Consider the following 18869-nt stretch of genomic DNA (forward strand, 5'->3'; position numbering starts at 1 on the left):
AATAACAACGGCCGTCCAAGCAATCTCGATGAGGATATATCTATTTTATTTTGGAGAGGACTTCAATTAGTTTTCCGGGGTGATCTCTTTTATTTATTTTCTTGATCACTTTAACTGTCAGATCGGAGGGCGTTTTCCGGCGAAAATTTCTCTGCATCGCAACCCCATTCAGGCACGTCGCGAGGCATGGAATAGCTGGCGTGATGAAAAGGACCTGGCGGGAGCTGTCAGCCTTGAAAACCGCGTTTTGGGCGGGCGGATTCCCCTTTCCGGCGCGGTGTTCTAAGCAGATCGCATGGAGACGATTTCGCCGCATGAGCTCTTCCCCCATGTCCGCATCGTCATGGGCATGGTCATCGGTCTCGGCATCACCCGGATGCTGACCGGCATCGCCAGCTTCATCCAGCATCCCGACCGCTATCGCCTGTCGCTGCTCCATTTGCTCTGGGTCGGCTCGATCCTGCTGGAGCTGGTGCTGTTCTGGTGGTGGGAGTTCGGGCTCTCGCGTATCCCCGCCTGGAGCTTCGGAATCTATCTCTTCCTGATCGGCTACGCGGTCGTGCTTTACCTGCTCGCTGCGCTGCTCTTCCCGGACAACATTTCCGAATATGCGGGCTACGAGGACTTCTTCATCAAGCGCCGGCGCTGGTTCTTCGGCCTGCTGGCGACAGCCTTCCTGCTCGATATCGTCGATACGCTGATCAAGGGCACCGAGCGCTGGAGCCAGCTCAGCGCCGACTATCTCGTGCAGGTGCCGATCGGGCTGCTGCTTTGCCTCGTGGCCTTCATCTCGGCGCGGCGCTCCGTCCATCTTGCGCTGGCGTCCGTACACATCGCCTATCAGCTCTACTGGCTCGGGCGCGTCGTCTACACGATGGGCTGAGCGCTGCCGACGAGAGCATTTTCGAGCGAGGCGGACGCCCGCTTCGCGTGGGAAAACTGCGACGTAGCGGTCGGTTGGAGCGATTCTGCGATTCGGGAAAGCGCGGCGATGCGGCTCAGCCCTGTGCGAAGGGCGCGAAATGCCTGACGACCTGGCGGTAGACGCCCTGCTTGAACGGGATGATCAACTCCGGTGTCTCGTCGAGCCGCGCCCAGCGCCAGGCGTCGAATTCGGCCTTGTGGCCCCCGGCCGGGGTCAGGATGTTGATCTCGTCATCGGCACCTAGGAAGCGGAAGGCGAACCATTTCTGCGCCTGCCCGCGCCAGCGGCCTTTCCAGGCTTCCTTGCCGATATAATCAGGCAGGTCGTAGCTCAGCCAACCCGGGGCTTCGGCGAGCAATTCGACGGATGTGACGTTGGTTTCCTCCGCCAGCTCGCGGCGGGCCGCCTCCAGCGGCGTCTCGCCCTTGTCGATGCCGCCCTGCGGCATCTGCCAGGCATGGCCCGGCGCGACATGCTCACGCTGGGTCTTGTTGGCGCGCCGGCCGACGAAGACCAGCCCTTCGGTGTTGAAGAGGGCGAGCCCGACGCAGGGACGGTAGCCTTCGGGAGCGCTCTCGGTCATCGCTGTGGTCCGGTTGAAACTGATCCGGTGGTCTTGGGATTGCGGAAGCCGCGGGCTGCGCTGACCGGCACGAGCGCGATCTTCTTGGCTTCCAACGACTGAGCCCAGCGATTGATCCGCTCGATCGAGACCGGCAGGGCACTGGCGGCGGCGACGACGACGCCCTGATCGCGCGCCAGCGCCTCCAGCGTCGCGAGTTCCTTGTCGATGGCATCGGGGCGAGTGACGGCGTCGACGACCCGATCGATCTTGATGGCGGGGATCTGGGCGCGCGTGGCGGAGCTGGCGAGAAGGCTGCGCGCCGAGGAGCCGTCATCGATGACCATGAGGCCACGGCCGGCGAGCTCGCGCAGGAGCGGAGACAGGGCATTTTCATCGGAGGTGAGGCGCCCGCCGAGGAAGTTGACGATGCCGACATAGCCGGTGAAGCGGCCGAGCGACCAGTGCAGCTTGTCGATATTGTCCGAGGCCTTCGGGCCGGTCAGCAGCGTGTGCGGACCGGGATCGTTGTCCGGATAGTCGAACGGCTCCATCGGCAGCTGCAGGAAGACCTCGTGGCCTTCGCCACGGGCGCGTTGGACGGTGCGCTCGAGCTCGGTGCCATAGGGCGCGAAGGCCAGCGAGACCGGCCCCGGCAGCTTGGCGATGGCGTCGGCCGTGCCGGTCTGGCTGATGCCGAGGCCGCCGACGAGCAGGGCGATGCGTCCGGCCGGTTTGACCGAAGGCTCCGGGCCGAGCGGGCGGGCATAGATCTTGGCCGGAGTCGCGCCATCCGGGCCGAGCTTGGGTAGCAGGCCGTAGCGGCTGCGCTCCACCAGACGATTGTCGGGGGCCGGCGCGAGCTTGATCGCGCCCGCTTCATCCGGGACGGTGATGATGATCGCGCCCGGTGCATCCTCGCCCGCGCGCACGACGGTCACGCCGGCGCTGTTCTCGAGCTGGGCAGCGCTCGCCGGGCCGCGCGCGGCAGATAGCGCCGCGTCGGAGCTCGGCGGGGCGGAGGAAACGGGCGCGGCCCGCTTTTCGATGGCCGCATAGCCGACCGGCTCGCCGCCATCGGGGTCGCGGCGCAATGCGGCGACAAGCACGAGACCGAGGATCACGCTGCCGACACAGCCGGCCGCAGCAGTCGCAAGCCAACGGCCCCACGGTTTGCCGGAAGGCACGGCTCGATCCTGGCCGAGCGGCCGATTGAGCTCCGTCAGCGGCGTTCCGGCCAAAGTCAGCCGTCCTCAAAGTTGCGCCGCGGGCCCGAATCAGTGGCCCGCGCGCTAGTCTTGTCGCCTAAGCGGCCCGGCGTCGAGCCCGAAGGCTCCCGTCAGGGCTCAGTTCTTCGGCGCTTCCGGGGCCGCGGGGGTCGGCGCCGTCGGCGCCGCCGGGGCCGGGGCGGCCTCGGTCGCCGGCTTCTCGACGATCTGGGCGGTGTCCTTCTTGATGCCGCGCAGCTGGTTGAAGGCGGCGATCAGCTGGGTGTCCTTCGCCGGATCGTTCGGGACGTAGGAAGCGGAGCCGGACTGCTCCTCGCCCTCGCCGGCCTTGAGATGGCCCTTGAGCGCGGCTTCGCCCTTGTTGTCGACGAGCTTGTCCTTGATCTCCTGCGGGATGTCCTGCTGGACCTCGATGTCCGGCGTGATACCCTTGGCCTGGATCGAGTTGCCCGACGGCGTGTAGTAGCGCGCCGTGGTCAGACGCAGGCCGCCATTCGAGCCGAGCGGGATCACCGTCTGCACCGAGCCCTTGCCGAAGGAGCGCGTGCCCATCACGACCGCGCGCTTGTGGTCCTGCAGCGCGCCGGCGACGATCTCCGCCGCCGAGGCGGACGAGCCGTTGATCAGCACGACGAGCGGCTTGCCCTTTGTCAGATCCCCCGACTTGGCGTTGAAGACCTGGGTCTCCTCGGCGTTGCGGCCACGGGTCGAGACGATCTTGCCGCGCTCGAGGAAGGCGTCAGAGACCAGCACGGACTGGTCGAGGCGCCCGCCGCGATTGTTGCGGAGGTCGATGACATAGCCCTTGAGCTTGTCCTGGCCGATGTCGTTCGAGAGCTTGTCGATGGCCTTGCGCAGGCCGTCATAAGTCTGCTCGGAGAAAGTACCGATGCGGATATAGCCGATATCGCCTTCGACCCGCTCCTCGACCGCGGGCACGACGATGGTCGAGCGGGTCAGGGTGAATTCGAGCGGGTCGGTCTTGCCCGGCCGCTCGATCTTGAGCGTGACCTGGGTGTTGATCAGCCCGCGCATCTTCTCGACCGCCTGGGTCAGGGACAGGCCCTTCACCTCGGTGCCGTCGATCTGGCGGATGATGTCGTTGGCGAGGATGCCGGCCTTGGAGGCGGGCGTGTCCTTGATCGGCTTGGCGACCTTGAGGACGCCGTCCTCCATCGTCACCTCTATGCCGAGCCCGCCGAACTGGCCGCGCATGTCGGTGTCCATATCGCGGAACGCCTTGGCGTCGAGATAGGACGAATGCGGGTCGAGCGAGGAGACCATGCCGTTGATGGCGGCCTCGATCAGCTTCTGCTCGTCGGGCTTGTCGACGTAATCGGTGCGGATCTTCTCGAAGATGTCACCAAAGAGGTTCAGGCTGCGATAGACCTCGGCCGAAGCGGCGACAGCGCTGGTCGAGCTGAGCAGCCTGGTCTGAGTGGCGAGTCCGGTCAGGCCCGCGCCCATGATGGCGCCGGCGAGAACGAGGGARACCTTGCGCATCATCCGCGAACCTTTTCGCYTTGCRATTTCGTCCACCACGGAGTCGGGTCGACCGAAACACCGTCTTTTCTGAATTCGATATAGAGGACCGGCTGCCCGGTTCCTACTCCTACTGTCGTCGCGGCAGCTTCCGATGTTTCGCCCATCGTCGCAACCGGTTCCCCCGCCAGGACGAACTGATTGAGCGCGACATCGATCCGCTGCATGCCGGCAAGCAAAATGTAGTATCCACCCCCTGCGTTCAGGATCAAGAGTTGCCCGAACGAACGAAACGGCCCCGCGTAAACAACCCAACCGTCAGAAGGCGCCGAAACTAGGGCGTTCGGCCGGGTTTCCAGTGAAATTCCGCGAATTGTGCCGCCGGCGCCGTCGGCGTCGCCAAAACCACGCAATCGTGATCCCGCGACAGGCAGCGAGAGCAGTCCCTTGGCGTCGGCGAAGGCGATCTTGGGGGCGAGGCGCGCCGGGTCCTTGAAGGCGAGCGCCGTCATGCGCTCGCGCTGCTCGCGCGTCTCCTGCTCGATGGCCTGGCGGGCCGCCTCCGCCGCCCTGTTGGCAACGGAGATCTCCTTCTCGATCTTCTCGACGAAGTCGCGCATCGAGCGGGCCTGGCCGGCGAGTTCGTTGCCGAGCGCGCGCTGGGCTTCGACATCCTTGGCGGCGCTGGCTTCGCGCGCGCGCCTGGCATCGATCAGCGACGCCAGCCGCTGCCGTTCGCCTGCGAGCTGCTCCATCTCCGTGCCGATCTTGAGCTTCTCTGCGGCGATGTTGTCGCGCAGCCGCACCAGCTCGCCGAGATCCGTGGCGAGGATTTCGATCTCCTGGCGCAGATCGGGCACGACGGCGCCGAGCAGCATCGAGGCGCGCACGGCTTCGAGGATATCCTCCGGCCGCACGAGCACTGCAGGCGGAGGGGCCCGGCCGATGCGCTGCAAGGCGGCGAGCACTTCTGCGATCAGGCCGCGCCGACCCTCGAGGGAGCGGCGGATCGCCGTCTCGCTGGATTGCAGCAGCGCGAGGCGCTTCTCCAGCGCACCCAGCCGTTCCTCGCCGGCCTGCGTCTTCGCGGTGGCGTCGAGCAGGGCGTTGTTGAGCGCGGCACGGTCGGCGCGGATCGCGGCGATTTCTTTTTCAAGCCTGGCGCGGGCGTCGGCGTTTCCGGCGAGGCGTTGCTCGATCGCCTTGAGCTCGGCTTCGCGGGCCTGTTTCTCGACGAGCTTCTGCATCGCCTCGCGCGACAGGGCCTCGGGATCGGGCGTGCTCGTCTGAGCGAAGGCCGGCGCAACGAGCGGAGCAGCCAGCAGAGCGGCGAGGCTCAGAAGGCGCAGCCCGGAGCGAATCAGCGGCGCGGCGAAGGTCATGCGCGATGATAGGGGTGCCCGGCGATGATCGTCATCGCCCGATAGAGCTGTTCCAGCACGAGCGCCCGGACGATCTGGTGCGGGATGGTCAGCGCGCCGAAGGCGAGCGTGATGTCGGCCTTGTCGCGAATCTCCTCGCTCAAGCCGTCGGCGCCGCCGATGATCAGGCTGGCATGGCCGGTTCCGGCGTCTCGGGCGGCGGCAATCCGGCTGGCGAAGGCTTCGCTGCCGAGCTGGCGGCCGCGTTCGTCGAGCGCGATCACGAGGCCGGGCAGCGCCTTGGCGAGGATCGCCTGCGCCTCTTCGCGCTTGCGCTCCTCGGGGCGCCGGCCCCGGCTTTCGGCGATCTCGACGATGTCGAGTCCGCTCAGGCCGATGCCGCGCCCGAGCGCGACCCCGCGTTCACGATACCGCTCGCAGAGCTCGCGTTCCGGCCCATCCTTGAGCCGGCCGACGGCGATGACTGCGAGCCGCATCCGCGAACGACGTCAGCTATCGAGGCGTTCGTTCGGCCGGTCGGTGCCCCACATCTTCTCGAGATTGTAGAATTGGCGCACTTCGGGTCGGAAGACGTGGATGATGATGTCGCCGGTATCGATCAGGACCCAGTCGCAGGCAGGCATGCCTTCGACGTTCGGCGTGGGAAGTCCGGAGCCCTTGAGGGCTTCGATCAGGGCATCCGAGATGGCGGCGACATGGCGGTTGACGTTGCCGGACGCGATAATCATCGCGTCGGCCAGCGACGTCTTGCCAACGAGGTCGATCACCGTGATGTCCTCGGCCTTCATATCCTCGAGGACACGTTGCGCGAGGGCGATGCTATCGGCAGAGGGATTTTCCGAGATAGCGGCCTGGGGAAGCGGCTTCGGCTCGGCCTCACCAAGGGTTTGACGGGTCAGTGACGTATCCTCTCGATCCAGACGCACTCTCGGCGCGACACAGGCAAAATAAGCCGGGTAGCCTCGGAATTCAATCGCGGCCGGCCTGAAGGCGCAGCATGGTGGAGGATAACGTCGAGCGCTTGCCGTGCAGGAAAACCCAGGCCGGAGGCCGGGAGCGGGGCAGACTCGCAGCCTGATTTTCCGAAATGCGCCAGCGCGACAGCCAGTTGGCGGCGGGCGAGGCCATGGCGCTGTGGGTCGAGCCCGGCCGGTCGATCACCGCAATCGGCATCATGCGGGCGATTGTCCGCCACTCCGCCCAGCGGTGGAAGCCGGCGAGATTGTCGGACCCCATGATCCAGACGAAGTTGACGCCCGGGCAGCGTCGCTTCAGCGCGCGCAGCGTGTCGGCGGTGTAGCGCGTGCGCAGCGTCGCCTCGATGCCGGTGACGTTGATGCGGGCATGGTTGGCGACATCGCGCGCCTGCCGCAGGCGCTCGCCGAGCGGCGGAAGCTTCGCATTGTCCTTCAGCGGGTTGCCTGGGGTGACCAGCCACCAGATGCGGTCGAGCTGCAGGCGTCGCAGCGCCGTCAGGCTCGCCAGCCTGTGGCCGTCATGGGCAGGGTTGAAACTGCCGCCGAACAGGCCGATGCACAGGCCCGGCGCATGGGGCGGCAGGCGCAGATGCTCGCTCGTCATCCGTGCTGCACGGCTCAGGGGCGCGTCTGGCCCGCGCCATGGACGCGGTACTTGAATGAGCAGAGCTGCTCGACGCCGACGGGGCCGCGCGCATGCATGCGGCCCGTGGCGATGCCGATCTCGGCGCCGAAGCCGAACTCGCCGCCATCGGCGAACTGGGTCGAGGCATTGTGGATGACGATGGCCGAATCGACCTCTGCCAGGAAGCGGGCGGCGGCGGCTTCGTCGGCGGTGACGATCGCGTCGGTATGATGCGAACCGTAGCGCTCGATATGGTCGATTGCGGCTTCGAGCCCCGGCACGACCTTCGCCGCGATGATCGTGTCGAGATATTCGGTCGCCCAGTCTTCCTCGCTGGCGGGCGTCACGCGCGGGTCGACGGCCCGCACGGCCGCATCGCCGCGCACGGCGCAGCCGGCATCGAGCAGGGCTCTGACGAGCGGGGCGAGATGGGTCGCCGCACAGGCCTGGTCGACGAGCAGCGTCTCGGCCGCGCCGCAGACGCCGGTGCGGCGCAGTTTGGCGTTGAGCAGGATCTCGCGGGCCATGGCGAGATCGGCCTTCGCGTCCGCATAGACATGGCAGTTGCCGTCGAGATGGGCGAAGACCGGCACGCGCGCCTCGCTCTGGACGCGGGCGACGAGGCTCTTGCCCCCGCGCGGGACGACCACGTCGACGTTCCCGTCAAGGCCGGTAAGGATTTCACCGACCGCAGCGCGGTCGCGCGTCGGCGCGAGCTGTATGGCATCGCCCGGCAGGCCGGCGGCCTCCAGCCCCTCGCGCATCGCGGCTGCGATCTCGGTCGAGGAGCGGAAGGAATCCGAGCCCGCGCGCAGGATCGAGGCATTGCCGCTCTTCAGGCAGAGCGCGCCGGCATCGGCTGTGACGTTGGGGCGGCTCTCGAAGATCACGGCGATGACGCCAAGCGGCGTGGCGACACGCTCGAAGCGCAGTCCGTTCGGCCGCGTCCATTCCGCCAGTACGCGTCCGAGCGGATCGGGCAGGTCGGCGACCTCGGCGACGGCATCGGCAATGGCGGCGAGGCGCTTCTCGTCAAGGGCGAGGCGGTCCATGAAAGAGGCGCTGAGACCCGCCGCTCTGCCGTCGGCGAGATCTTGAGCATTCGCAGCGAGGATGCGGGCGCTGCGGGCGCGCAGCGCATCGGCCATGGCGATGAGGGCGGCGTTGCGCTGCTCGGTGGGGCTGAGCGCGACCTTGCGTGCGGCGGCGCGGGCGCGCCGGCCGACCTCCTGCATCACGAGCCGGACATCGCCGGTCTCGTTCGTCGCGATGATGCGCAATGCGCTGTCGCCCGTCATCTCACCCAGCCCAAAAACCCCGCCGGCAAAAGCCGGCCCGGAAGAAAGCTTAGCCTAGCCCGAGCGCCATGTCGTCCCGGTGGATCATCTCGGCGCGTCCGGGGTAGCCGAGCGCGCTTTCGATGTCCCGCGAGGCCTTGCCGAGCACGAGCGCGGCCTCGGCCGCATCATAGGCGACGAGGCCGCGCCCGAGCAGCTGTCCGTCGGGATCGCGGATCAGCACGGCGTCGCCGCGCGCGAACTCGCCTTCGATGCGGGCAACGCCGACCGGCAGCAGGCTGGCGCCGCCGCGCAGAGCGCGTGCCGCGCCGGCATCGACATGCAGCGTGCCGCGCGGCTCCAGCGTGCCGGCGATCCAGGTCTTGCGCGCCGTCGCGGGTGTCGAGGCGGAGAGGAACCAGGTGCAGCGCCCGCCGGCGGCCACGCTCGCCAGCGGATTCTTGGCTCGCCCGTCGGCGATCAACATGTGGGTGCCGCCTGCAGCGGCGATCTTGCCGGCCTCGATCTTGGTGCGCATGCCGCCGCGTGACAGCTCGGAGGCCGCGCCGCCGGCCATGGCATCGATCTCCGGCGTGATGCGCTCGACCACGGGGATATGCCGCGCGCTCGGGTCCTTGTTCGGCGGGGCCGTATAGAGCCCGTCGATATCGGAGAACAGCACCAGAAGGTCGGCGCCGGCCATGGTTGCGACGCGGGCGGCGAGCCGGTCGTTATCGCCATAGCGGATCTCGGTGGTGGCGACGGTGTCGTTCTCGTTGATGACGGGGATGGCGCGCAGGTCGAGCAGGCGCCCGAGCGTCGCGCGCGCGTTAAGATAACGGCGTCGCTGTTCGGTATCGGCCAGAGTCAGCAGGATCTGCCCGGCGGTAAGGCCGTGGGCGGCCAGCGCCTCGGCCCAGTTGCGGGCGAGCGCGATCTGTCCGACGGCGGCGGCGGCCTGGCTCTCTTCCAGCCGCAGCGGGCCCGAAGGCAGGTTGAGCACGGTGCGCCCGAGCGCGATCGCGCCGGAGGAGACGACGAGCACGTCGGCTCCACGCTGGTGCAGCTCGGCGAGATCCTCGGCGAGGGCGGCCAGCCAGGCATGGCGCAGGCGGCTGCGGGCCCGGTCGACCAGCAGGCTGGAGCCGACCTTCACGACGATGCGGCGGAAATCGGAAAGCGAAGGCGTCTTCACGGGACACACGATCTGTTGCAGCGACCCCCTGCCTGTTGGGGAAAACCCGGCGATTGTAAAGCGGTGGGACCATCGGGGCCGGCGTGCCCGGCGTGCATCTGCAGTCGATCCCGTTGAAAAAACGGCCGTTCAGACCCATATCAACGTTCTGCCGCCCCGCGAGCCTTTTGGGATATGCGTGGTGCCTGGCGTCACGACAGGACCCGTCTTGCGGTCGCGCAGGAAGGCAGCGGAGCGTCTGACCGAGCCGTGGACTTTACGTCTCGGGCGGACCGGATGCTTCACCGATGAGATGGATCGCCGGTTCACGTTCCGAGCGGGGCGCGGCGATCGATCAACGCAGAAAGGAGCTGCGATGCAGGTTCTTGTTCGCGACAACAACATCGACCAGGCCTTGCGCGTGCTGAAGCGGAAACTTCAGCGCGAAGGCCTCATGCGCGAAGTGAAGCGGCACACGGCCTATGAGAAACCCTCGGAGCGCCGCATCCGCGAAAGGGCCACAGCCGTGCGGCGGGCCCGCAAGGCGGCCCTCAAGCAGGCGCGCCAGGAAGGTCTGATCGCGGCGCCACGCCCGAAAAATCGCCCGCTCCGCGTTGGAAGCGGGGGTGCCGCGCGTTGATTTCGATACCAATTCGGCTCGATCTGGCTTAAGGCGCCCGCGCGGGCCGATAAACAACCCGTAACAACCCGAGAGAAGATCACCCTTGAAGAATCCGAGCGACCGCAGCTTCACCGACCGTCAGGCCAACTCCGCCAAAGCCAAGCAGGCGCTGCTTGAGCGTTTCAAGGCACGGCCCAAGGTCGATGACCCGGTCATGGTGCAGCGACGCGAGGAGCGGGAAGCCATCGCTCAGGCTCGCGCCGAACGCGAAACCGAGAAGGCGAAGATCCGGGCCGAGAAGGAGCGCCTCGAGGCGCTCGAGCGCGCGCGGATCGAAGAAGAGAAGCGCCAGGAAGAGATCGCCCGCGAGGCCGCCCGCAAGGCGGAGCAGGCCAAGCGTGATGCCGAGCGGCCGCGCAAGGTGCTGCTCGAAGCGGTCCAGTACATGCAGATGCGCACGGCCGGCAAGCGCCGCTAGCGCACTTTCCGCTCGGCTGATGCCAGCCGAGCGCCAAGAATTCGCGCATGTCATCAATGCGATCTGGGGCGCCGCGGGCGCCCCTTTTCATGTCCGCCTGGCCGCGACGGCGGTTCGACAGTCTTGAAATGGCTGGTTTTCGGGCAAAAAAGCTCGTTCTCTCCCCGATGACCTATCGGCAAATCCGCTCGTGCACATTAATGTGCGCCTGGGTTGAACCTTTTCCCTGCTCGCCGCGACGAATGGGTGCGAGCCGGGATGCCTGGCCTTCGAGGGGCAATGCATACGGAATCGGACGAGGATCTCGTCAAACGGATCGCATCGGGCGACCGGCTCGCGATGAAGGTGCTGTTCTCACGGCATCAGGTGCGGGTCTACCGTTTCGTGCTGCGGCTCGTCCGCGACGAGACGCTTGCCGAGGATGTGATCAGTGACGTGTTCATGGATCTCTGGCGACAGGCGGATCGCTTCGAGGCACGCGCCTCGGTCTCGACCTGGCTGCTCGCCATCGCCCGGAACAAGGCGTGGTCGCTCCTGCGCAAGCGCCGCGACGCCGAGCTGGACGAGGATTACGCCGGCAGCATCGAGGATGAATCCGACGGCCCCGAGATCGTGCTCCAGAAGCAGGACAAGGGCCTTGCGATCCGCGCTTGCCTCGAACGCCTTTCGGCCGAGCACCGCGAGGTCGTCGACCTCGTCTATTACCACGAGACCTCCGTCGAGGAGGTCGCGCGGATCGTCGGCATTCCCGAAAACACCGTCAAGACCCGGCTTTTCCATGCCCGCAAGAAGCTGGGCGAGATGCTCAAGGCTGCCGGTATCGACCGTGGCTGGCCTTGAGGCGTTGCGTGTTATGAAGCGCGGCCAGGCCGCCGGAGGAGTGGCGTGATGACCGACAGCATCGCAAGCGATCCGAAGCGCCGCGAGCTCGAGGAGCTGCTGCCCTTCTATGCCAATGGCCGCATCTCGGACGCCGACAAGCGCCGCGTCGAAGCCGCGCTCGCCGGCGACGCCGAGCTCGCCGCCCGGCTCGACATCATCCGCGACGACATGGCCGAGACGGTTCTGCTCAACGAGAGCCTCGGCGCCCCGTCGCATCGTGCCCTCGAAAAGCTGATGGCCGAGATCGACACGGCTCCCCATCAGGCGCCGCTGTTGACCCGGGCGACCGACAGCATGGGCCGCGGCTTCCTGGGTTGGCTCGGCGGCCTGCTCGCGTCGCTGCCGCCGCGCCGGCTCGCCTATGCCAGCGCGGCCGCCATCGCGCTGATCGCGCTGCAGGGCGTCGCCATCACCGGGCTCGCGCTGCGGGACGGGGGCGCCGGCTTCCAGACGGCTTCGGCCCCCGGCTCGCGGGCTTCGGAGCGCTATGTCTTGCTGAGCTTCGCTCCGGAGGCGAAAGCCGGCGAGATCGCCGCTTTCTTCAAGCGCTTCGATGCCTCGGTCGTTGACGGGCCGCGCGCGAACGGCTTCTTCAAGGTGCGTGTCGGCGATGCCTCGCTGTCATCAGCCCAGGTCGATGCGATCGCGACGCGGATGAAGAGCGAGAGCGGCATCGTCAGCTTCGTCGCGCCCGCGCCCTGATCGATCCTTTTGAGGCGCCGCTCGCCGGCGCCATGGCATGATGTTCTGCGGCGGGAGGGCCAGGCCATGCTGCGATCCGGCTTCACAAGCGGGACCGCGCTGATGCGGTGCCTCGCGGGCGCTGCATTGCTCATATGGGCGACGGCGCTTGTTCCTGCCGCCGCTCGTGCCCAGGCTCCCGCGGCCGGGCCCCAGCAGCCCGCCGCCAACGGGGCCAACCGTTCGATGCGCGTGCCGCCGGGGTCTTGGATGCAGCGCCAGCCGCGCGCCATCGTGCCGGCGCCGGACGAGACCCGTTTCGTCCCGGACGAGGTGCTGTTCGAGCTGGCGCCAAACGCCGAGGCCGATATCGTGCTGCGTCGCTATGGCGCGACCCTGATCGCCCGCCAGCGCTTCGAACTGGCCAACGTCACCATCATCCGCGCCAGGCTGGAGGCCGGCCGCGACCTGCGGGCCGTGCTGACCCAGATGGGTGACGACAGCAGCATCGCCGGCGCCCAGCCGAATTTCCTCTTCGATCTGCAGCAGGGCACGCCGCCCGGGCCGGGCTCCGCGAACGCTTCGGCTGCGCCGACGACGGCGTCTTCCGAGGCAAGCGGGCCGCCGGCCCCCAGCCTGCGGCTTGGGGAGCCCGCGACGGCGGCGCGCGGGACGGCGGCCGTCCGGCGCGTGCTGCCGCCGCAATATGTCGTCGACAAGCTGCGTCTCGGCGAAGCCCGCAAGCTCGCGCTCGGGCGCGGCATTCGCGTCGGCATGATCGATTCCGGCGTGGACATGGAGCATCCCGAGATCAGCGGCTCGGTCCTCGCCTATCTCGACGCCGTCGACGGGCTGGCGACCCCGCACGCGCACGGCACCTCCATGGCGACGGCCATCGTCGCGCATGGCGAATTGCAGGGCATCGCGCCGGCCGCCCGGCTGATCGTCGCCCGCGCCTTCGGCGGCCCGCAGGCGAGCTCGGCCAATGGCAAGTCCTTCCAGATCCTGACGGCGCTGGAATGGGTGGTTCAGCAGCGGGCGAAGGTGGTCAATCTCAGCTTCGCCGGGCCGCAGGATCGCCTGCTGTCAAAGGCGCTGGCCGGCGCAAAGGAGCGCGGCGTCATTGCGGTGGCGGCCGCCGGCAATGGCGGCATCCGCTCGGCACCGCTCTACCCCGGCGCCGACCCCAGCGTCATCGCCGTGACGGCGACCGATGCCGACGACAAGGTCTTCATCGATGCCAACCGCGGTGCTTACGTCGCCATCGCCGCGCCGGGCGTCGATGTGCTGACGGCTGAGCCGGGAGGGCGCTACGCGTTCACCTCCGGCACCTCGATCGCGGCCGCCCATGTCTCCGGGCTCGTCGCGCTGCTGCTGGAGAAGCAGCCTGAGCTCGATCCCGACAGCGCCCGCCGCATCCTCGCCGAGAGCGCGACCGATCTCGGCTCGAAGGGGCGCGACCCTGTCTTCGGCGCCGGGCGGATCGATCCTGCGGCAGCGCTGGCGCGCGTTCTGCCGGTCGCGACGGCACGGCCCTGATCGGTTCTTTCGCAGAAGCCTCCCTTATCCTCCAGCCCTCATCCTGAGGAGCAGCCGGAGGCTGCGTCTCGAAGGATGGTCAGGAGGTTCCGGAACTATCTGGAGCATCCGTCGAGACGCAAGCTTCGCTTGCCCTTCAGGAGGAGGGCTCGGAAGTGTCCGAAAGGACTCTGAGCTATCGGCGCTCTTGACCTGCGCCCCCGCATCGGCCTGATGGCGCGATGCCACGCCCGAAACTTCTCTTCGTCGCCACCGAGGACTGGTTCTTCGCCTCGCATTTCCTGCCGATGGCGCGGGCGGCGCGCGAACTTGGCCTCGACGTTGCCGTCATCGCGCGCGAGCGCAACCATCGGCGCGCCATCGAGGCGACGGGTGCGCGGCTGATCGCGTTGGAGGCAGAGCGGCGCAGCCTCGATCCGCGCGCGCTGGTCAAGCAGGTCGCCGCGCTGAGACGGCTGATCGCGGCTGAAAAACCCGATATCCTGCATTGCATTGCGCTGAAGCCGATCGCGCTCGCCGGCCTTGCCGGCAAGCTCGCCGGTATCGACCGGCGGGTCTATGCGCTGACCGGCCTCGGCTTCCTCGGCGCCAGGCAGGGGGCTCTGGCCGCCGCAGCCCGCTTCGCTGCGATCGCCTGGCTGCGCGGGGCGATCGACGGCCCGCAGGTGCGCTTCCTCTTCGAGAACCCGGATGATCCGGTCACGCTGGGCTTGGACCCGCAGGACGCCGCCAAGGTCGCGATCGTCGGCGGGGCCGGGGTCGATCCGCTGATGCTGATGCCGTCGCCGATGCCGCCGGCGCCGCCGCTCAAGGCCGCGCTCGTCGCGCGCATGCTCTGGTCCAAGGGCGTCGACCTTGCGGTCGAGGCGGTCAGGCTCGCCCGTGCCGAGGGGGCCAGGGTTGAACTCACCATCCACGGTGCGCCCGACCCGTCCAATCCGAAGGCGATCCCCGAGGCGACATTGAAGGAGTGGGCGGCACGGCCCGGCATCAACTGGGCCGGCCCGACCCGGGATGTCGAGGCGGTCTGGAAGGCGCATCATCTCTGCATCCTGCCCTCGCGTGGCGGCGAAGGCCTGCCGCGCACGATCCTGGAGGCGGCCGCTTGCGGCCGGCCGATCCTGACGACCGATGTGCCGGGCTGCCGCAGCTTCGTCCGCGAGGGACAGGATGGCATGGTCGTGCCGGCCGACGATGCGGCGGCATTGGCCAAAGCGCTCACCGTATTCGCCCGCGCGCCCGGTCTCGCGGAGCGGATGGGCGCGAATGCCCGCGCCCGCCTGCTCGACGGCCATACCGAGCGCGATGTGATGAACGCTGTGAAGGCGCTGTATCAGGGGCTGCTGGCCGCGCCTGCGACGGAGAAGGTCGCGTGAGCGAGGCGGCGTCGGCTCTCGACCGCGAGGGCTTCATCCGCGCGCATACGCGGTTGCTGCCTGTTCCGCACGCCGCGGAGATTTCCCTGCATGTCGCCGAGGAGGCGACCGAACTCTGGCAGAAGACCGAGGAGGAGCTTGCCGTCATCGGTCTGCCGCCCCCCTTCTGGGCTTTCGCCTGGGCCGGCGGGCAGGCGCTGGCGCGCTATCTGCTGGACAATCCACAGATCGTGGCGGGCCGGCATGTCCTCGATTTCGCCTCCGGCTCCGGGCTGGTGGCGATCGCTGCCGCAAAGTCGGGCGCCGCGCGGGTCGAGGCCTGCGATATCGATGCCTTCGCGGTTGCTGCGATCGGCATCAACGCTGCCGCCAACGACGTCACGGTGACGGCGCGGGCCGACGATCTCATCGGCCGCGACGAGGGCTGGCAGGTCGTCTGCGCCGGGGATGTCTGCTACGAGCGCGACATGGCCGAGCGCGTCATCGCCTGGCTCTCCGCCCTATCTGCCCGCGGCGCGACCGTGCTGATCGGCGATCCCGGCCGCAGCTATCTGCCGAAGGGACGGCTGGAGACGGTCGCGACCTACCAGGTGCCGGTGACGCGCGCATTGGAGGACGCCGAGATCAAGCGCAGCTCGGTCTGGCGCTTGGCCGGTTGACGCATATCGGTGGCCGGCCGCAGCGAAGCGCAGAGCTGCGATCCACGCCCGGACCTGAATCGACAGCGCTCCGGCATGGATCCCGGGTCAAGCCCGGGATGACGGCGGGATTTTGTCGCTGGCCAGTCTGATCCGAAGCCGCTCGTTCACGCCGTGCGGCGGCGGGCCGAGGTTTCAGCGGTCGGCTCTGTCCGGAAGGCGGCGACGAGCCGGTTGAGGTGGTCGATCTGGTCGAGCAGCGTACGCGCCGAAGCCGCGCTCTGTTCGGCCAGCGCCGCGTTCTGCTGCGTGATCTCGTCCATGTGGCTGACGGTCTGGCTCATCTCGTCGATGCCGTTGGCCTGCTCGCCGGCGGCCGACGCGATCTCCTCGACCGTGCTCGACACCTTGGCGGAGGCGGCCACGATCCGGCTGAGCGTCTCGCCGGCCTGCCTGACGAGCTTGACGCCCTCGGCGACTTCGACGTCGGAGGAGGCGATCAGGCCGGTGATGTCCTTGGCGGCGTCGGCCGAGCGCTGGGCCAGCGCCCGCACCTCGGCCGCAACCACGGCGAAGCCGCGGCCGGCCTCGCCGGCGCGCGCSGCCTCGACGGCGGCGTTGAGCGCCAGCAGATTGGTCTGGAAGGCAATGCCGTCGATGACGTCGGTGATCTCGGAGATTCGCTTCGAAGCCCCCTCGATCCGGGCCATCGCGTCGACAGCGTCCCTGACGATGTTGCCGCCGGTGCGGGCGACATTGGCTGCCTCGTCCGCCAGCGCGACGGATTCGCGCGAGGCCTGCGAGGATGTCTTGACCGAGGCCGCGAGCTGCTCGGTCGTCGCGGCGCTCTCTTCCAGTGCCGAAGCCTGCTGCTCGGTGCGCATGGACAGGTCCTGCGCGCCGCTATTTATTTCCTGCGAGGAGGCGGCGATCGCGGTCGAAGTCGTCTTGATCGTTGCAGCCATCTCCTGAAGCCGCGCCATCGCCGCGTTGAAATGCTCGCGGATTTCAGCGTATTCGGCCGGGATCTCGTTGCTCATGCGATGGGTCAGGTCGCCCTCGGCCAGTGCGGCCATGCTCTTGCTGACGCAGGCGATCGCCTGATCGCGCTCGGCGGCCTTGGCCTGCTCGGCGGCGTGCGCCTCGGCCTCCACCTTGAGGCGAGCCGCTTCAGAGGCCTCGAGATAGACGGTGATGGCATAGTCCATGTCGAGCATGGCGGCCTTGACGACGGCGCCGATCTCGGCCGCGCGCTCSTCGGCGCCGGACATGCGCCTGCCGAGCGCGTTCTTCGGCCAGCGCGCCTGCAGGACGGCGCCGAGCAGCTTCTCGAGGATCAGCGCATAGCCGCCGATATACCAGCGGGGCTCAAGTCCGATGCGGGCATGGACCTTGCCGATGCGGGTCACGGCATTGACGTAGTTCTCGTCGAACTTCCCGGTCGCGATCCCGCCCCAGTGCTGAACCTGCCGCTGCTTGGCGGCCTCGATATGCTCGTCGCTGCCGAAGAAGCCGCGGGTTTCCGGAAAGGCGCGCACCTGATCGTAGAAAGCGTCGAGCGCGCCCGGAATGGCGGCGCTGAGGGTCTCGTGGACGTCACGGATATGGCTGTTCGCTGCGGTGTCGAGGCCGAGGAAGGCTAGGCGTTTGGCGAGATGATCCGGTGCGGACATGAGACGGCAATTCCTTTTGGGCCCGTGACTGTTCGAGCCCGCGGCCCTCTCTCGCCGATCACGGGTTAACGGCCGGTGAGGAGGGGGGCCGATCTGGATCGATCTGCTGCGGCCGACCGCCTCAGGCCTCGCCCTTCAGCGCTTCGTATTTGTCGAGGAACGCCTCCACCGGCAGATGACGGAAATCGTCCAGCCCTGTGCGCAGTTGCGCATGGTCCCAGTCCCACCAGCCAAGCGTCTGCAGCCGCTCGGCGACCTCCTCGGAAAAGCGCCGCCTGACCGGCCGGGCCGGATTGCCGGCGACGATGGTGTAGGGGGCGACGTCCTTGGTGACGACGGCGCCGCCCGCGATCACCGCGCCGGTGCCGATGTTGCGTCCGGCGAGCACGATCGCACCATGGCCGATCCAGACGTCGTGGCCGATCGTCACCGCATGCGCCCGGCGCCAGTCGAAGAAGGCGGCATCGTCCTCAGCATCGTCGAAATAGGCGGAGGCGCGATAGGTGAAATGCGACTGGCTCGCCCGGTGCATCGGATGATTGCCGGGATTGATCCGGGTCATCGCCGCGATCGAGCAGAATTTTCCGATCGTCGTGTAAATGACATTCGCGTCGTTCACGACATAGGAGTAATCACCCATCGTCGACTCGACGAAACTCGTGCGGGCGCCGATCTCGGTGTAGCGCCCGAGCGTCGCCTGCCTCACCTGAGCGGTCGGGTCGATCACCGCTTCGAGTCCCAGCTTCTTCGCAGCCATGTCCTTACAGTCTCCTGATCTTGCGGCCCCCGTTTCAGCAGCGGGCGCGCTTGTCCTCGTGGTCGGGCCTTCCGGTGCGGGGAAGGACACGTTGATGGATGCGGGCCGGGCCGGGCTCGCCGGCGATCCGCGCTTCCGCTTCGCCCGCCGGCTGATCACCCGCCCTGCCATGGCCGGCGCCGAGGATCACGATTCCTGCGACGAGGCCGCCTTCCGCGAGGCCGAAGTGAAGGGCGATCTTGCCTTGAGCTGGCGGGCGCATGGTCTGAGCTACGGTATCCCCGCGGCCGAGCTCGCCGGCATCGCCGAGGGCGCGGTGGTGATCGTCAATATTTCCCGCGCCGTCATCGCGGCGGCCGAGCGGCTGGCCGAGCGTGTGGTGGTGCTCAACATCACCGCCCCGGTGCCGGTGCTGGCGCAGCGGCTCGCGGCGCGCGGGCGCGAGAGCGAGGCGGATATCGCGGCGCGCCTGAAGCGCGAGGCTCCGCTGACGGCTGAAAGCGCCGAGATCGTCACGATCATGAACGATCGCAGCATTGCCGAGGCCGCCGGAGAGCTGCTCGCCGTTTTGCGCGGGCTCGGTCGGTAGG

At 67.9% G+C, this 18869-nt stretch carries 20 protein-coding genes; 9 read left to right on the forward strand and 11 right to left on the reverse strand.

Annotated elements, in window-relative coordinates; translation table 11 throughout:
• Window positions 1-295 precede the first annotated feature (295 nt).
• Window positions 296-883, forward strand: a complete 588-nt coding sequence (locus AC1DEZ_RS21935) for a hypothetical protein (protein ID WP_476780652.1) — start codon at window positions 296-298, stop codon at window positions 881-883.
• A 115-nt stretch (window positions 884-998) separates the two neighbouring features.
• On the opposite strand, the gene AC1DEZ_RS21940 is transcribed toward AC1DEZ_RS21935, so the two are convergent.
• From AC1DEZ_RS21940 to proB, 9 genes are all read right to left on the reverse strand, one after another.
• The gene (locus AC1DEZ_RS21940; RefSeq protein ID WP_476780653.1) at window positions 999-1508 is read right to left on the reverse strand and encodes an RNA pyrophosphohydrolase; all 510 of its coding nucleotides are present in this window, start codon (window positions 1506-1508) and stop codon (window positions 999-1001) included.
• On the reverse strand, window positions 1505-2674 hold the full coding sequence (locus AC1DEZ_RS21945) for a divergent polysaccharide deacetylase family protein (RefSeq protein ID WP_476780654.1): 1170 nt from the start codon (window positions 2672-2674) through the stop codon (window positions 1505-1507). Before AC1DEZ_RS21945 ends, AC1DEZ_RS21940 begins: the two co-directional genes overlap by 4 nt.
• Before the next feature lie 159 nt (window positions 2675-2833).
• Entirely contained in the window at window positions 2834-4219 is a 1386-nt protein-coding gene (locus AC1DEZ_RS21950) for a S41 family peptidase (protein ID WP_476780744.1), read from the reverse strand.
• Window positions 4219-5580, reverse strand: coding sequence for a murein hydrolase activator EnvC family protein (locus AC1DEZ_RS21955; protein ID WP_476780655.1), 1362 nt, complete (start codon window positions 5578-5580; stop codon window positions 4219-4221). Before AC1DEZ_RS21955 ends, AC1DEZ_RS21950 begins: the two co-directional genes overlap by 1 nt.
• Complete coding sequence (rlmH, locus tag AC1DEZ_RS21960; RefSeq protein ID WP_476780656.1) at window positions 5577-6056, reverse strand: 23S rRNA (pseudouridine(1915)-N(3))-methyltransferase RlmH; 480 nt, start codon at window positions 6054-6056, stop codon at window positions 5577-5579. The genes AC1DEZ_RS21955 and rlmH overlap by 4 nt, the downstream gene beginning before the upstream one ends.
• 12 nt (window positions 6057-6068) lie before the next feature.
• The gene (rsfS, locus tag AC1DEZ_RS21965) at window positions 6069-6425 is read right to left on the reverse strand and encodes a ribosome silencing factor (RefSeq protein WP_441510107.1); all 357 of its coding nucleotides are present in this window, start codon (window positions 6423-6425) and stop codon (window positions 6069-6071) included.
• 124 nt (window positions 6426-6549) lie between these two features.
• Window positions 6550-7161: a nicotinate-nucleotide adenylyltransferase gene (locus AC1DEZ_RS21970; protein ID WP_476780657.1), complete on the reverse strand. Its 612-nt coding sequence runs from the start codon at window positions 7159-7161 to the stop codon at window positions 6550-6552.
• 14 nt (window positions 7162-7175) lie between these two features.
• The gene (locus tag AC1DEZ_RS21975) at window positions 7176-8417 is read right to left on the reverse strand and encodes a glutamate-5-semialdehyde dehydrogenase (protein ID WP_476780745.1); all 1242 of its coding nucleotides are present in this window, start codon (window positions 8415-8417) and stop codon (window positions 7176-7178) included.
• 112 nt (window positions 8418-8529) lie between these two features.
• Complete coding sequence (gene proB, locus AC1DEZ_RS21980) at window positions 8530-9654, reverse strand: glutamate 5-kinase (RefSeq protein ID WP_441509649.1); 1125 nt, start codon at window positions 9652-9654, stop codon at window positions 8530-8532.
• A 355-nt stretch (window positions 9655-10009) separates the two neighbouring features.
• Between proB and rpsU the strand changes: the two genes are divergently transcribed.
• The 7 genes from rpsU (at window position 10010) to AC1DEZ_RS22015 (ending at window position 15870) form a co-directional block, all read left to right on the forward strand.
• Window positions 10010-10273 carry a 30S ribosomal protein S21 gene (gene rpsU / locus AC1DEZ_RS21985; protein ID WP_441510105.1) on the forward strand — a complete coding sequence of 88 codons (264 nt, stop codon included), beginning with the start codon at window positions 10010-10012 and terminating at the stop codon, window positions 10271-10273.
• An 85-nt stretch (window positions 10274-10358) separates the two neighbouring features.
• Window positions 10359-10733 (forward strand): DUF6481 family protein, encoded by a 375-nt coding sequence (locus AC1DEZ_RS21990; protein WP_441509648.1) that lies wholly within the window; start codon window positions 10359-10361, stop codon window positions 10731-10733.
• Window positions 10734-11012: 279 nt separating this feature from the next.
• On the forward strand, window positions 11013-11573 hold the full coding sequence (locus AC1DEZ_RS21995; protein ID WP_476780658.1) for a sigma-70 family RNA polymerase sigma factor: 561 nt from the start codon (window positions 11013-11015) through the stop codon (window positions 11571-11573).
• 48 nt (window positions 11574-11621) lie between these two features.
• Window positions 11622-12317, forward strand: a complete 696-nt coding sequence (locus AC1DEZ_RS22000) for an anti-sigma factor family protein (protein ID WP_476780659.1) — start codon at window positions 11622-11624, stop codon at window positions 12315-12317.
• A 249-nt stretch (window positions 12318-12566) separates the two neighbouring features.
• Window positions 12567-13835 carry a S8 family serine peptidase gene (locus tag AC1DEZ_RS22005; protein ID WP_476780660.1) on the forward strand — a complete coding sequence of 423 codons (1269 nt, stop codon included), beginning with the start codon at window positions 12567-12569 and terminating at the stop codon, window positions 13833-13835.
• 221 nt (window positions 13836-14056) lie between these two features.
• Window positions 14057-15211 carry a glycosyltransferase gene (locus tag AC1DEZ_RS22010; protein ID WP_476780661.1) on the forward strand — a complete coding sequence of 385 codons (1155 nt, stop codon included), beginning with the start codon at window positions 14057-14059 and terminating at the stop codon, window positions 15209-15211.
• Entirely contained in the window at window positions 15208-15870 is a 663-nt protein-coding gene (locus tag AC1DEZ_RS22015; RefSeq protein ID WP_476780662.1) for a class I SAM-dependent methyltransferase, read from the forward strand. The genes AC1DEZ_RS22010 and AC1DEZ_RS22015 overlap by 4 nt, the downstream gene beginning before the upstream one ends.
• A gap of 146 nt (window positions 15871-16016) precedes the next feature.
• Here the strand turns inward: AC1DEZ_RS22015 and AC1DEZ_RS22020 are convergent, their stop codons facing one another.
• On the reverse strand, window positions 16017-17522 hold the full coding sequence (locus AC1DEZ_RS22020; RefSeq protein WP_476780663.1) for a methyl-accepting chemotaxis protein: 1506 nt from the start codon (window positions 17520-17522) through the stop codon (window positions 16017-16019).
• Between the two features lie 121 nt (window positions 17523-17643).
• Window positions 17644-18279: an LbetaH domain-containing protein gene (locus tag AC1DEZ_RS22025; protein ID WP_476780664.1), complete on the reverse strand. Its 636-nt coding sequence runs from the start codon at window positions 18277-18279 to the stop codon at window positions 17644-17646.
• Between AC1DEZ_RS22025 and phnN the strand changes: the two genes are divergently transcribed.
• A complete protein-coding gene (gene phnN / locus AC1DEZ_RS22030) occupies window positions 18278-18868 on the forward strand; it encodes a phosphonate metabolism protein/1,5-bisphosphokinase (PRPP-forming) PhnN (protein ID WP_476780665.1) in 591 nt (196 codons plus the stop codon). The genes AC1DEZ_RS22025 and phnN overlap by 2 nt on opposite strands.
• Window position 18869: the final 1 nt, after the last annotated feature.

Source organism: Allobosea sp. 10L422 (genome assembly GCF_056395345.1).